A 13,293-nucleotide genomic window follows, 5' to 3' on the forward strand; every position below is an offset into this window, starting at 1 on the left:
CTCGTTGTGCCACCCCGCCCCCCCCCCCCGGGGTGCCCCCCCCCCGCGCCCCCCCGGGGGGGGGGGGGGGTTGGCCCCGGGGGGGGGGGGGGGGTGCCCCCCCCCCCCCCCCCCCCCCCCACGCCAGCACCTCTGCGCGCCTTTCGTGACTTCTAACTCCTTGTAAACGGTATGGAAAGTGTGTGAATAATCTTTGAGTGCCCTGCGGTCGGTCTGTGCCCGACGTGGCGGCGGCTCCCCACCCATGCCGTACAGCAGGAGAACTGCGTGAAGATCTCGTTCCTCATCCACAATGTGTATGGCCTGGGTGGGACAAACCGGACGACGATCAATCTCGCCTCGGCCCTGGCCGAACGCCACGAGGTGGAGATCGTGTCGGTGTTCCAGAACACCGACACACCGCTGTTCGCCGTGGACCCGCGGATCAGGCTGACCAGCCTCATCGACACGCGTGAGGTGCCCGAGGAGGAGCGGTCCGCACCGGCCCGGGTCTTCCCCGCCGCCGAGGCCCGCTACCACCAGTACAGCACGGTGACGGACGAGCGAGCCGCCGCGTACTTCCGCCGGAACAGCCCGGACGTGCTCATCGGGACGCGCCCCGGACTGAACGTGTATGTCGCGCGCTTCGGCGGCGACCGGACGCTGCGCATCGGCCAGGAGCACATCACGCTCGCATCCCACCCGGAGGCCCTGCGTCCTGAGCTGAAGAAGGCCTATGCGCGCCTGAACGGATTCGTCACGGTCTCCGAGGCCGATGCGGCCAACTACCGCAGCGACATGGCCATTCCGGGGCTGCCGATCGTCTCCATACCCAACAGCGTCCCCGCGCCGTCGGTGTCCCCGGCCGACCCTGCCGCCAAGACGGTCGTCGCCGCGGGGCGGCTCGCGGTCATCAAGCGGTACGACCTGCTCGTGCAGGCCTTCGCGAAGGTCGCCGCCAAGCACCCCGACTGGCGCTTGCGGATCTACGGCGACGGCGGCCAGCGCGGGAAGTTGCGCTCCCTGATCAATGACCTCGGTCTGTACGACCAGGTCCATCTGATGGGACTCGCCTCGCCGATCGAGGCCGAGTGGGTCAAGGGTTCGATCGCCGCGGTGACCTCGGACAGCGAGTCCTTCGGCATGACCATCGTGGAAGCGATGCGCTGCGGAGTCCCGGTCGTGAGCACCGACTGCCCGCTCGGCCCGCGTGAGATCATCCGCGACGGCGAGGACGGCCTGCTGGTCAGGCCGGGAGACGTCGACTCCATCGCCGAGGGCCTGCTGCGGTTGATCGACGACGACAGCGCGCGGGCCGCGATGGGTGCCGCGGCCCGCCGCAACGCCGAGCGGTTCGACCCCGCCGCGATCGCCGTGCGCTACGAGGAGCTGTTCCGTGAGCTCGGTGCCGGCCGTTCCACCGCGGCGCCCGGCCGCACCTCGCTGTGGGGCCGTCTGCTGCGCAACCGCGCCGGCCGGACGGCCGCGCCGCAGGCGGCAGCGCCGCAGCCGCCCGTGTCGCCGGCGCCGGCGCCGATGAGCGGGTCCCTCCATGCCGACGCGGACGGTTCGCTGCGCGTGGTGCTCGCGCCCACCGCGCCGGTCGACGAGGGCCGGCTGCTGCTGATCAGACGCGGCGGCGAGGACCGTACGACCCTGCGCGTGCCGCTCGTCCGCGACGCCGGCGGCCGGCTCTCGGCTCCCGTCGAGCGCACGCTGCCCCTGGGGAACGCGGTGTGGGACCTGTGGATCGCTCCGGCGAAGGGGCCGCGCAAGCGGCTGCGCAGCGACCTGCTCGACCTGCGGGGCCTGATGGACTTCCGGCCCGAGCCGCAGCTCTCCCCGGTGCGGGCCCTGCTGCCGTACACGACCGTGGACGGGTTCGTCGCGCTGAGCACCCGTGAGGCCGACGTGCACGCCGAGGTACAGGGCATCGACATCGACGGCGGCGAGATCGGCGTGACGGTGCGCCTGTTCGGGACCGACGCCGACGCCGAGGGTGCCGAATTGCGGCACCGCGGCCGCGCCGACGCCCCGGTCCTGGAGCCGTCCTGGCACCGCGACGGGGAAGGGCTGCTGCACGCCCGCGTCAGCTGCGCGGACGTCGCCCGGCACCACCACGACGAGCAGGACCTGTGGGACCTGTCGGTCCGCGTCGCCGGCCGGGCCGAACCGGTGCGCGTCGGCGGGTGGTTCGGTGACGTCAAGGACCGCAAGAAGGTGTACGTGTACCCCGTCACGTTGTTCGAGGAAACCCCGCGCGGACGCGCCCGGGTACGGCCGTACTACACGGTCGACAACGACCTGTCCGTCAACGCCGTCGATCTGCCGTAGCGGCCGTCATCCGCAACGTCAGCCGGTGCACACACGAACTGCCGGAGAAAGCGAAGAGGCCCGTACGACCGGAGTCGTACGGGCCTCCCCGTAGGTCGGAAGACCTTCAGGTCAGGTGACCCTCAAGCAAGCGGAACTTACTTGACGATCTTGGTGACCTGGCCGGCGCCCACCGTGCGGCCACCCTCGCGGATGGCGAACTTCAGGCCCTCTTCCATGGCGACGGGCTGGATGAGGTCCACCTTCATCTCGGTGTTGTCACCCGGCATGACCATCTCGGTGCCCTCGGGGAGGGTCACCACGCCGGTCACGTCCGTCGTACGGAAGTAGAACTGCGGGCGGTAGTTGTTGAAGAACGGCGTGTGGCGGCCACCCTCGTCCTTGGACAGGATGTAGGCCTGGGCCTCGAACTCGGTGTGCGGGGTGACCGAGCCCGGCTTGATGATGACCTGGCCGCGCTCGACGTCCTCGCGCTTGATGCCGCGGAGCAGCAGACCGACGTTCTCACCGGCCTGGCCCTCGTCGAGCAGCTTGCGGAACATCTCGATGCCGGTGACCGTGGTGGAGGTCTTCTCCGGCTTGATGCCGATGATGTCGACGGTCTCGTTGACCTTGAGGACACCACGCTCGATACGGCCGGTGACGACCGTACCGCGACCGGTGATGGTGAAGACGTCCTCGATCGGCATGAGGAACGGCTTGTCGACGTCGCGCTCCGGCTGCGGGATCGACTCGTCGACGGCGTTCATCAGGTTGAGGACGGAGTCCACCCACTCCTTCTCGCCCTCGAGGGCCTTGAGAGCGGAGACCTTGACGACCGGAACGTCGTCGCCGGGGAACTCGTACTCGGAGAGGAGCTCACGGACCTCGAGCTCGACGAGCTCCAGGATCTCCTCGTCGTCCACCATGTCGGCCTTGTTCAGGGCGACGACGATGTACGGAACGCCGACCTGGCGGGCCAGGAGCACGTGCTCCTTGGTCTGCGGCATCGGGCCGTCGGTCGCGGCGACCACCAGGATCGCGCCGTCCATCTGGGCGGCACCGGTGATCATGTTCTTGATGTAGTCCGCGTGACCCGGGCAGTCGACGTGGGCGTAGTGACGCGCCTCGGTCTGGTACTCGACGTGCGCGATGGAGATGGTGATACCGCGCTGACGCTCCTCGGGCGCCTTGTCGATGTTGTCGAACGGGGTGGCCTCGTTCAGGTCCGGGTACGCGTCGTGCAGCACCTTGGTAATGGCGGCCGTGAGGGTCGTCTTACCGTGGTCGATGTGACCGATGGTGCCGATGTTGACGTGCGGCTTAGTCCGCTCGAACTTCGCCTTCGCCACTGGGGTCCTCCTGTGGAGTGGTTCTGTACGCCTTACTTCATCGGCGCCAGGTGATCTTTGCTGTAAAGGCCCGGAACCGGGGGCAAACATCCGGGTTCACGGCTGTTTGCCCCTTGAGGCTCCGGAGTCAAGCCTACGGCGTGTGAACGCGGTGCGTTACTCGCCCTTGGCCTTCGCGATGATCTCCTCGGCGACGTTCCGCGGAACCTCGGCGTAGGAGTCGAACTGCATGGAGTAGCTGGCGCGGCCGGACGTCTTGCTGCGCAGGTCGCCGACGTAACCGAACATCTCCGAAAGGGGCACGAGGCCCTTCACGACGCGGGCACCGGCCCGCTCCTCCATGGCCTGGATCTGGCCACGGCGGGAGTTGATGTCGCCGATGACCTCACCCATGTAGTCCTCGGGCGTGGTGACCTCGACGGCCATCATCGGCTCGAGCAGCACGGGGCTGGCCTTGCGCGCGGCCTCCTTGAAGGCCTGCGAACCGGCGATCTTGAAGGCGAGCTCGGAGGAGTCGACCTCGTGGTAGGCACCGTCGTGGAGGATGACGCGCACGCCGGTCATCTCGTAACCGGCGAGGATGCCGAACTGCATGGCCTCCTGCGCACCGGCGTCCACCGAAGGGATGTACTCCTTCGGGATGCGGCCACCGGTCACCTTGTTCACGAACTCGTACGAGGTGTCGCCACCCTCGAGCGGCTCGATGCCGATCTGCACCTTCGCGAACTGACCGGTACCACCGGTCTGCTTCTTGTGGGTGTAGTCGACGCGCTCGACGGCCTTGCGGATCGTCTCGCGGTACGCCACCTGCGGCTTGCCGACGTTGGCCTCGACCTTGAACTCACGGCGCATACGGTCGACCAGCACCTCGAGGTGCAGCTCGCCCATACCACCGATGATGGTCTGGCCGGTCTCCTCGTCCGAGTGGACCTGGAAGGACGGGTCCTCCTCGGCCAGGCGCTGGATCGCGACGCCCAGCTTCTCCTGGTCGCCCTTCGACTTGGGCTCGATGGCGACCTGGATGACCGGCGCCGGGAAGTCCATGGACTCCAGGATGACCGGGTTCTTGTCGTCGGACAGCGTCTCACCGGTGGTGGTCTGCTTCAGGCCCATGACGGCGACGATGTCGCCGGCGCCCACCGACTCGATCTCCTCACGCTTGTTGGCGTGCATGCGGTAGATCTTGCCGATGCGCTCCTTCTTGCCCTTGACGGAGTTCAGCACGGCGGTGCCGGACTCCAGGCGGCCGGAGTACACGCGGACGAAGGTGAGCTTGCCGAGGTGCGGGTCGCTCATGATCTTGAACGCCAGCGCGGACAGCGGCTCGTCGTCGGACGGCTTGCGCTTGACGACCTCCTCCGGGTTGTTGACCGCGTGGCCCTCGATGGCCTCGATGTCAACCGGGGAAGGCAGGTAGCGCACGACCGCGTCGAGCAGGGGCTGGACGCCCTTGTTCTTGAACGCGGTGCCACAGAACACCGGGGTCACCGTGGTGCCGGTGCCCTTGCCGGACGCGATGGTGATACGACGGATCGCCGCGTAGAGCTGCTCCTCGGTGGGCTCCTCGCCCTCCAGGTACAGCTCCATCAGCTGCTCGTCGTTCTCGGCGACGGCCTCGAGGAGCTTGCCGCGCCATTCCTCGGCCGCCTCGGTGTGCGTGGCCGGGATGTCGACGACGTCGTACATCTCGCCCTTGGTGGCCTCGGCGGACCACACGAGCGCCTTCATGCGGACCAGGTCCACGACGCCCTTGAAGTCGGCCTCGGCACCGATCGGGAGCTGCATGACGATCGGCTGCGCGCCCAGGCGGTCCGAGATCATGTCCACGCAGCGGTGGAACTCGGCGCCCGTGCGGTCGAGCTTGTTGACGAAGCAGATACGCGGAACGCCGTAGCGGTCCGCCTGACGCCACACCGTCTCGGACTGCGGCTCAACGCCGGCGACACCGTCGAACACCGTCACGGCACCGTCGAGGACGCGCAGGGAGCGCTCCACCTCGACGGTGAAGTCGACGTGGCCCGGGGTGTCGATGATGTTGATGGTGTGGTCGACGTTCTCCAGCGGCCAGTGGCAGGTGGTGGCAGCAGAGGTGATCGTGATGCCACGCTCCTGCTCCTGCTCCATCCAGTCCATGGTGGCAGCGCCGTCGTGGACCTCACCGATCTTGTAAGACACACCGGTGTAGAACAGGATCCGCTCGGTGGTGGTCGTCTTGCCCGCGTCGATGTGGGCCATGATGCCGATGTTGCGCACCTTGGCCAGGTCAAGTGAAGTGGTAGCCATAAGGCTTCAGTCTTCTCTCGGTCTCGATGTGGGTAGCGACTACCAGCGGTAGTGCGCGAAGGCCTTGTTGGACTCGGCCATCTTGTGGGTGTCCTCGCGCTTCTTCACGGCCGCGCCGAGGCCGTTGGAGGCGTCGAGAAGCTCGTTGAGGAGACGCTCGGTCATGGTCTTCTCGCGACGGGCGCGGGAGTAACCGACCAGCCAGCGCAGCGCCAGGGTGTTGGCACGGCCGGGCTTGACCTCGACCGGGACCTGGTAGGTGGCGCCACCGACACGGCGGGACTTGACCTCGAGGGTCGGCTTGATGTTCTCGAGAGCGCGCTTGAGGGTGACGACCGGGTCGTTGCCGGTCTTCTCGCGCAGGCCCTCCATGGCGCCGTAAACGATCCGCTCGGCAGTCGAGCGCTTGCCGTTCAGCAGCACCTTGTTGATCAGGGAGGTCACCAGAGGAGAACCGTAGACCGGGTCGATGATGACCGGGCGCTTCGGGGCGGGGCCCTTACGAGGCATTCTTACTTCTCCTTCTTGGCGCCGTAACGGCTGCGAGCCTGCTTGCGGTTCTTGACACCCTGGGTGTCGAGGGAACCGCGGATGATCTTGTAGCGAACACCCGGCAGGTCCTTCACACGGCCGCCGCGCACGAGCACGATGGAGTGCTCCTGCAGGTTGTGTCCCTCACCCGGAATGTAAGCGGTGACCTCGATGCCGCTGGTCAGACGCACACGCGCGACCTTGCGGAGGGCCGAGTTCGGCTTCTTCGGGGTGGTCGTGAACACACGCGTGCAGACGCCACGACGCTGAGGGGAACCCTCGAGTGCGGGCGTCTTGTTCTTCTCGACCTTGTCCTGCCGGCCCTTGCGGACCAGCTGCTGGATCGTAGGCACTACTTCTCCGGTTTCTGTGTGCCGATGGGTACAGCTAACCTGGAACGTCACCGACCCACGCGGTCGGGTGTGTCGAATCCGGCGGACTCCCGCCGCAAGGCGAAAAGAGCACAGATTACGGTGGCCGCTCATGGCTCGCCATGCGGTTTGAAGGCACGCACGAGAGCCAGGGCACACCCCAGGCACAAGGTCTGAGCGTACCTACCTCACGGACTTCGGTCAAAACAAATGGAGCGGGCACCGACACGCCGGACTTGTCCTGCTTCCCTTCCCGCCATTGTGCCGCGTATGCGTGAATCCGGCTCGTTCCCGTCTCGCCCGGCCCGGCCCTTCTGTACGTTGAGCGATCGCCACGCCGAGGGGGGACGAGGATCAGATGACGGCTGGTCGCTTACCCGGCATGCCGGGAGACATACCGCACACGCCGGGAGACACGCCGGGCATTTCGGGTGACATGCCGGGCGACGACGGCTTGGGCGACAGGGTGCCCTTCCTGGCCCGGCTGGAGAAGGCGGAGCGGGCCGCGCTGCTCGCGCTCGGCCACGAACTGTCGTACGCGCCGCGCGTCGTGCTGCTCCACCAGAGTGAACCGTCCTCGCACGTGCTGTTCATCGTGCGCGGCTGGACGAAGGTCACGGCCGCCGCGGCCAACGGGTACGAGGCGCTGCTCGCACTGCGCGGACCCGGCGACGTGGTCGGCGAGGCGGCGGCGCTGACGGGACGGACCAGGTCGGCGACCGTGACCGCGCTGGAGCACGTGCGGACCGTGGCCGTCCAGCGTGAACGCTTCACCGCGTTCCTCGCCCGCTCCCCCGCCGTCTCCTTCGCCCTGCTCGGCCTCGCTTCGGACCGGACGCGCGCCGCGGACCGGCGCCGGCTGGAGTTCGCCTCGATGAGCGTGCGGGAGCGGTTCGCGACCCTGCTGCTCGAACTCGCCCGCACCCACGGCCGGCGCACCGCCGAGGGCATCGAGCTGTCCGTGCCGCTGAGCAAGCAGGAGCTCGCCGGGTCGGTGGGGGCCTCACGGGAGATGGTGCAGCGGCTGCTGAAGGAGCTGCGGGAGCGGGGCGCGGTCACCACCGGGCGGCGCGCGCTGGTGATCGTACGGCCGGACGTGCTGCGCCGGATCGCACGGGCTGAGGGGCGCGAGTGAACCCCGCGTGCGCTGCGCCCGGCGGGCCTTGTGTGCACACGGTCACAGTTCGGGTGGGTCATCCGTCCTCACGGCCCTGCCGCCACCGGCGCCACTCTGCTGCCACGGGCGGCGGCCCGCGAACCACCGGGCGACGAGCCACCCACCGACGAGCCACCCAGCGGCAAGCCGACGAAAGGCGACCATGACCGATCCCGTGAGCCGGACGTTCCTCCTGCTCGACATCGAGAAGTACAGCGACCGGGACGACGTCGACCAGGAGATCCTGCGACGCAAGCTGTACGACATCGCCAACCAGGTCCTGGAGGCCGCCGGCATCGACGAGACGCTGCGCTCACGGGCGGACCGGGGGGACTCGGTGATGGAGCTGATCGACGCGAGCGCCTCCGTACGGGCGCTGCTGCGGGCCCTGCTGACCGAGGTGCCGGCCCAGCTGCACGCGTACAACCGCTCCGCGTCCAGTACGGCGCAGATCCGGCTGCGGGGCGTGGTCGCGAACGGATACGTCGCCGTGGACGAGCACGGCGGCTGGGTCGGCTCCGACCTGAACCACGCCTGCCGGCTCCTCGACGCCCAGCTGCTGCGCGAGGCGCTGCGCGCCCGGGCGGACGGCTTCGCGCTGTGCGTGTCGGAGGGCGTGCACGCGGGCATCGTGCGCCACGACCACGTCGGCGTCCCCGCCGCCGACTTCCGCCCCGTGACGGTGACCAGCAAGAACGGCCCGCTGCGCGCCTGGCTCCACGGCCCGGTACCGGCGGGCGACCACGACCACGCCGACACGGGGGCGGGGGAGCCCCCGGTGCCGGGTTTCCCGGGGGACGACCCGGCACCGGGGGCACGGGGGGCAACGACGTCCGGGGCGCCGCCCGCGGAATGCGGACCCGCGGGAGCCGGCGGGGGCGCCGGCCGGGCGTCCCTCGACACGCCGGTGCCCGCAACGGCAGGGGTGGACGGCGCCGCCACCGTCCCGGCCCCGTCGGCGCAGGCCGGCGCGGCACAGACGGCTCCCGCGACGACGCAGCCCGGCGCCGCACCCGCCCAGGGCCCCGCGGGCGGCGGGGTCGTCTTCAACTTCGGCAGTGGGTCCCCGAGCTTCGGGGGCAGCCTCGTCGGCGGGGACCAGCACGGGGTGTCCGGGGGACAGGTCACCGGGGACGTGCGGCTGGGCGGTACGGCGGGTGAGGGCGCGTGACGGCGGGCGAGGCGGCCGGGCCGCAGGAGGGCGGGCAGGCGGCCGCCGCCGGCATCCCGCCCGAGGACGCGGCGGCCGGCGAGGAGGACGGACCCGAGCCGGAGGAGCGCACGCAGGAGGCGCGGGCCGCGCAGCGGGAGCTGTTCGCGCACACCCCGGGGTTCATCCTCGGGGACACCGCGGCCTTTGGCGGCAGCCTCGTCGGCGGTGCCCAGCACGGCGTGTCCGGCGGGCAGGTCGGCGGCGACGTGTACATGGGCGGCCGGACCGAGGTCCACGAGCACCACCACCACGGCCCGGCGGCCGACGGCACCGACTCCTCCGGCGAGATCCCCCCGGCCCATCTCGACGCGCTGGCCGCCGTCTTCTCCGACGGCCCTGCCTTCGCCGGCGCGCTGCGGCGGCTGCGCGAGGAGCGGGTCCTGGTCCTCTCCGGCGCGCACGCCACCGGCCGCAGCGCCGCCGCGCTGATGCTGCTGCACCGCCTGGGCGTCCCCGCCGTCCACGCCCTCGACCCCGAGACCACCCCCGGGGCGCTCAGCGGCAGGCTGTCCCGGCCCGGCGGGCACGTCCTGCGCGACCTGCCCCTCAGCCGCAACCGCCCCCTGCGCGACACCCACCTCTACGCGGCCCGCGAGCAGCTGGAGAAGGCCGACGGCTATCTCGTCGTCACCGTCGAGAACTCCCCCCATCTGCCGGGCGTCATGCCCTGCGCCTGGGTTCCGCCGAGCCCGCTGGACGTCGTACGGGCGCATCTGGCGCGGCGCAGACCGGACGGCGACGACGTGGACAGGCTCCTGGCCCTCGAACCGGTGGCCGAGTTCCTCGCCGCCGACCGGCATCCCGCCGAGGCCGCCGCGTTCGCCGAGGCGCTCGGCGACTACGACGGCAGCGAGCCGGCCCTGGCGCGGCTCGCCGATTTCGGGCAGGCGGCGGTGGAGAAGCAGTGCCGCGACTGGCTCCGCGACCCGGACACCGGTCTGCGCGACAAGGCCTTCCTCATCTCGCTCGCCGTATTCGACCAGGCCCCGTACGTCCTCGCCGCCGAACTCGCCGACACGCTGTACGTGCACTTCCAGCGGCTGCAGCACCCCGAAGTGCCGCCCGAGATCCCGGTGTTCGGGCCGGCCGCCGCCGACCGGCTCACGCTCGCCCGGGCGCACGGGGAGCTGCGCGGCGAACCGACCGAGTGGGGCTCGGTGCCGCAGTTCACCGCCGGGTTCCGCGAGGAGCGCACCTCGCGCGTCCTGCTCACCGAGGTGTGGACCCGCCATCCCTCCGCCCGGCCCGCCCTCGTGGCGTGGATCGGGCAGCTCGCCCGCGACGGCCGCCCCCTGGTGCGGACCCGCGCGGCGGCGGCCACCGCACTGCTCGCCGCCGCCGACCTGCCCTCGACGATGGCGCTGCTCGTCGACCGCTGGGCGACCTCCCGGGCCTTCGGCCCGCGTGTCACCGCCGCCAACACGCTCACCCTCGCCCAGTTGCTCGGGGCGCCGGTGGTGCTGCGGCTGCTCACCCAGTGGTGCTCCGACGGGCACGTGGGGCGGCGCTGGACGGCCATCCGCGCCTTCGGCCTGCTCGCGCCGCTGCGCCCCGACCTGGCCGGGCCCGCGCTCGGCGCACTCGCCGCCCGGGCCCGCGCCGACGCCAGCAACAAGGCCGAACGGGACAACCTCACCGAGTCCGCCGCCCTGCTGCTGTCCGGCGGCCCGGGCCGGCGCCGCGGGGAGGTGCTCGCCGAGTTCGTCCGGCTGCTGTACCTGGACACTCCGGCGGTCCGCGACCTGGCTCTCGCCGCGTTCGTGCGGGCCTGCGACAACTCCGAGGACGGCGCGCTCGTCGGCTGGTACGCCGAGAGCGGCATGTACGAGGCGGACGCGGCCCGTGACCTCGCCACCCTGTGGCGCACGGCGCTGGGCGACCGCGCCCACACCCGCCCGGCCCTCGACGCCCTGCGCACCTGGGTGTACGTCGGCGGCCGCCGCGCGGACGCCGCCTACGCGCTGGAGCTGCTGCTGCCCGCCCTCGTCGTCTCCGCGGACGACCGCAAACGCCTCGACCACGAACTGCGCACCCTGCGCGCCGAGGACGGCGGCCCGCGGCCGCCACTGGCCGATCACCTGCTCACGGTGCTGCACCCGGCCACGACCCACTGAACCCCCCTATGCCTTCGAGGAGTTGACCCATGGCGGACTTCCGCCGGCCGCCGGAGTGGCAGCAGGACGCCGACCGGCACAGCACCCTGATCGACCCGGTGCTGACCGTGCGCCCGATCTCCCGGTTCGACTACGTCGCCCGCAGACAGATCGGCGCAATCGACCACGCGCTGGTCTTCGTCACCGCGAGCGGCTCGTACGACGTCTTCATGCCGCCCGAGCGGCCGAGCCGCGCGGAGGCGGCGACCCGGCGCTACACCTCGGTGTACGAGGTGGACATGGGCAGCCACCCGGTCCAGCTGAAGCTGCGGCTGCCCAGCGACGACGACGCCTTCTCCTTCGGCGCGATCGCCGATCTGACCTGGCGCGTGGCGGACCCGATCGCCTATGTGGCGAGCGGTGAACGGGACGTACCGACCCGGCTCAGCCGGGAGCTGCAGCAGCTGGCCCGCCCCCTCACCCGGCGCTTCTCCATCGAGGACAGCCCCGAGGCCGAACAGGCCCTGCTGGAGACCGTGATGGAGGAGGGCCGCTTCGCCGCGGGCACCGGTCTGGCGGTGACGTGCGTGGTGCGGCTGCGCCTGGACGACGAGGCGATCGCCCACCGGCGGCGCAAGCGCAGCCTGCGCTACGAGTCCGAGATGCTGGATCCCGAACACGAGTTCCGGATGCGTCAGGCCCGGCAGGAGCACGAACTGGAGTGGCTGCGGCAGCAGCAGTCGCAGCAGCTGGTCGCCCAGAAGCTCGCGTTCTACCAGTACCACCTGCAGCACGGTGGCGTGGCCGCGTGGGCGCTGCACCTCGCCCAGCACCCCATGGACACGAAGATGGTGATCGGCACCCTGCAGAAGGACCAGCTCGGCACCATCCGCAAGCAGCTGGAACTGATCGCGGGCGACACGCTGGAGGACTTCCAGAAGGCGGAGTCGGCGCGGTCGGTGCTGGCCTCCGTCGACGACCTGATCGAGCAGCAGGACCGGGCCGCGCAGACGCCGCCGGTCGCGGCCCCGGAGGCGCTGCCGCCGGGCGCGGTGCCGGCGCCGTCGTACGCCGAGCCGTACGCGGGGCCGCCCGCGCCCCCGCAGGCCGGAGGCAGCGAAGCCGTCGGCACGGCGGTCCCCGGCGGCGGGGCGGCTCCCGGTCCGGCGCCCCACACGTCGCCGTACGCCCCCTCTCCCAGTCCGCCATCGCCTTACGCCCCGTCGCCGTACGCCCCGCAGCAGCCGTATCCGCAGCCATACCCGCCCGGTCCGCCGTCCGGGCAGGCACCCGCGCCCTACGGGCCGCCCGGTGCCGGCCCGGCGTACGGGCAGGCGGCGTTCGCGCCCCCCACACCGCCCGTCGCCCCGGGACCGGCACCCACCGTGCCTCCCCTGCCCGGGCAGCCACCCGCCACGCCGGGCGGCCCCGTCGGCACCACCTCGCCCGAGCTGCCCGAAGCGGGACCGGCATGACCAGCCCGGACACCGATGTGGCCACTGGTACGTCCGCCGAGCGGCTGTTGCGGGAGCTGCGTGGCGAGATCGGGCGCGCCGACACCAAGGCGTCCGTGCTGGTGGCGGCGCTGGGGCTGACGGCCGGTGTGTTCACCGGGCTGATGTCCGGACGGGACTGGTCGCCGGGCGAGTTGTCCGCGGCCGGTGCCGCCGCCTGGTGGGGCGGCGCTGCCTCGCTCGCGCTGTCGCTGGCCGCGCTGCTGCTCGCCGTGCTGCCCCGCTACCACAGCGGTTCGTGGGCGGCCGGGCGGCCGCTCTGCTACTTCGGTGACATCCAGCAGGCCGTGCGCGAGGACCGTCTCGCCGAGGCGCTCGCCGACACCGACCGCGATCCCGCCGCCGCCCTGCTGGCGGCACTCACCGCGACCAGCCGGATCGCCGCGTCCAAGCACCGCTGGATCCGCGTCGGCCTGCTCGCCTTCTGCGCCGGCGCCCTTCTGCTGCCCGCCGCCGCGCTCATCGGCTGAGCCCGCAGCCGTCGTCCC

Annotated in this window: 10 protein-coding genes; 6 read left to right on the forward strand and 4 right to left on the reverse strand. The window is 71.1% G+C overall.

Going from position 1 to position 13,293, the window contains the following annotated elements; translation table 11 throughout:
* The first annotated feature begins 267 nt into the window (after positions 1 to 267).
* Positions 268 to 2,313 (forward strand): glycosyltransferase family 4 protein, encoded by a 2,046-nt coding sequence (locus ACFYZB_RS18205; protein ID WP_388759384.1) that lies wholly within the window; start codon positions 268 to 270, stop codon positions 2,311 to 2,313.
* Between the two features lie 137 nt (positions 2,314 to 2,450).
* On the opposite strand, the gene tuf is transcribed toward ACFYZB_RS18205, so the two are convergent.
* The 4 genes from tuf to rpsL form a co-directional block, all read right to left on the reverse strand.
* On the reverse strand, positions 2,451 to 3,644 hold the full coding sequence (gene tuf, locus ACFYZB_RS18210) for an elongation factor Tu (RefSeq protein WP_388759386.1): 1,194 nt from the start codon (positions 3,642 to 3,644) through the stop codon (positions 2,451 to 2,453).
* A 156-nt stretch (positions 3,645 to 3,800) separates the two neighbouring features.
* Complete coding sequence (gene fusA / locus ACFYZB_RS18215) at positions 3,801 to 5,927, reverse strand: elongation factor G (RefSeq protein WP_351214427.1); 2,127 nt, start codon at positions 5,925 to 5,927, stop codon at positions 3,801 to 3,803.
* A gap of 39 nt (positions 5,928 to 5,966) precedes the next feature.
* The gene (gene rpsG, locus ACFYZB_RS18220; protein ID WP_055706461.1) at positions 5,967 to 6,437 is read right to left on the reverse strand and encodes a 30S ribosomal protein S7; all 471 of its coding nucleotides are present in this window, start codon (positions 6,435 to 6,437) and stop codon (positions 5,967 to 5,969) included.
* A gap of 2 nt (positions 6,438 to 6,439) precedes the next feature.
* On the reverse strand, positions 6,440 to 6,811 hold the full coding sequence (gene rpsL, locus ACFYZB_RS18225) for a 30S ribosomal protein S12 (RefSeq protein ID WP_003948652.1): 372 nt from the start codon (positions 6,809 to 6,811) through the stop codon (positions 6,440 to 6,442).
* Positions 6,812 to 7,265: 454 nt separating this feature from the next.
* On the opposite strand from rpsL, the gene ACFYZB_RS18230 reads away from it, so the two are divergent.
* From ACFYZB_RS18230 to ACFYZB_RS18250, 5 genes are all read left to right on the forward strand, one after another.
* On the forward strand, positions 7,266 to 7,964 hold the full coding sequence (locus ACFYZB_RS18230) for a Crp/Fnr family transcriptional regulator (RefSeq protein WP_388759511.1): 699 nt from the start codon (positions 7,266 to 7,268) through the stop codon (positions 7,962 to 7,964).
* 184 nt (positions 7,965 to 8,148) lie between these two features.
* Positions 8,149 to 9,156: a hypothetical protein gene (locus ACFYZB_RS18235; protein WP_388759389.1), complete on the forward strand. Its 1,008-nt coding sequence runs from the start codon at positions 8,149 to 8,151 to the stop codon at positions 9,154 to 9,156.
* Positions 9,153 to 11,312, forward strand: a complete 2,160-nt coding sequence (locus ACFYZB_RS18240) for a hypothetical protein (RefSeq protein WP_388759391.1) — start codon at positions 9,153 to 9,155, stop codon at positions 11,310 to 11,312. Before ACFYZB_RS18235 ends, ACFYZB_RS18240 begins: the two co-directional genes overlap by 4 nt.
* Positions 11,313 to 11,341: 29 nt before the next feature.
* Positions 11,342 to 12,766: a PE-PGRS family protein gene (locus ACFYZB_RS18245; RefSeq protein ID WP_388759393.1), complete on the forward strand. Its 1,425-nt coding sequence runs from the start codon at positions 11,342 to 11,344 to the stop codon at positions 12,764 to 12,766.
* Complete coding sequence (locus ACFYZB_RS18250) at positions 12,763 to 13,275, forward strand: Pycsar system effector family protein (RefSeq protein WP_388759395.1); 513 nt, start codon at positions 12,763 to 12,765, stop codon at positions 13,273 to 13,275. The genes ACFYZB_RS18245 and ACFYZB_RS18250 overlap by 4 nt, the downstream gene beginning before the upstream one ends.
* The last annotated feature ends 18 nt before the right edge of the window (positions 13,276 to 13,293 follow it).

It is taken from the genome of Streptomyces sp. NPDC001852, from assembly GCF_042891825.1.
In the GTDB taxonomy this organism is placed as follows: Bacteria; Actinomycetota; Actinomycetes; order Streptomycetales; family Streptomycetaceae; genus Streptomyces.

Excerpts from the sequence above, each read along its gene's own strand:
- fusA (WP_351214427.1), bottom strand. The coding sequence starts at position 5,927 with ATGGCTACCACTTCACTTGACCTGGCCAAGGTGCGCAACATCGGCATC.
- rpsG (WP_055706461.1), bottom strand. The coding sequence starts at position 6,437 with ATGCCTCGTAAGGGCCCCGCCCCGAAGCGCCCGGTCATCATCGACCCG.
- ACFYZB_RS18230 (WP_388759511.1), top strand. The coding sequence starts at position 7,266 with ATGCCGGGCGACGACGGCTTGGGCGACAGGGTGCCCTTCCTGGCCCGG.
- ACFYZB_RS18235 (WP_388759389.1), top strand. The coding sequence starts at position 8,149 with ATGACCGATCCCGTGAGCCGGACGTTCCTCCTGCTCGACATCGAGAAG.
- ACFYZB_RS18245 (WP_388759393.1), top strand. The coding sequence starts at position 11,342 with ATGGCGGACTTCCGCCGGCCGCCGGAGTGGCAGCAGGACGCCGACCGG.
- ACFYZB_RS18250 (WP_388759395.1), top strand. The coding sequence starts at position 12,763 with ATGACCAGCCCGGACACCGATGTGGCCACTGGTACGTCCGCCGAGCGG.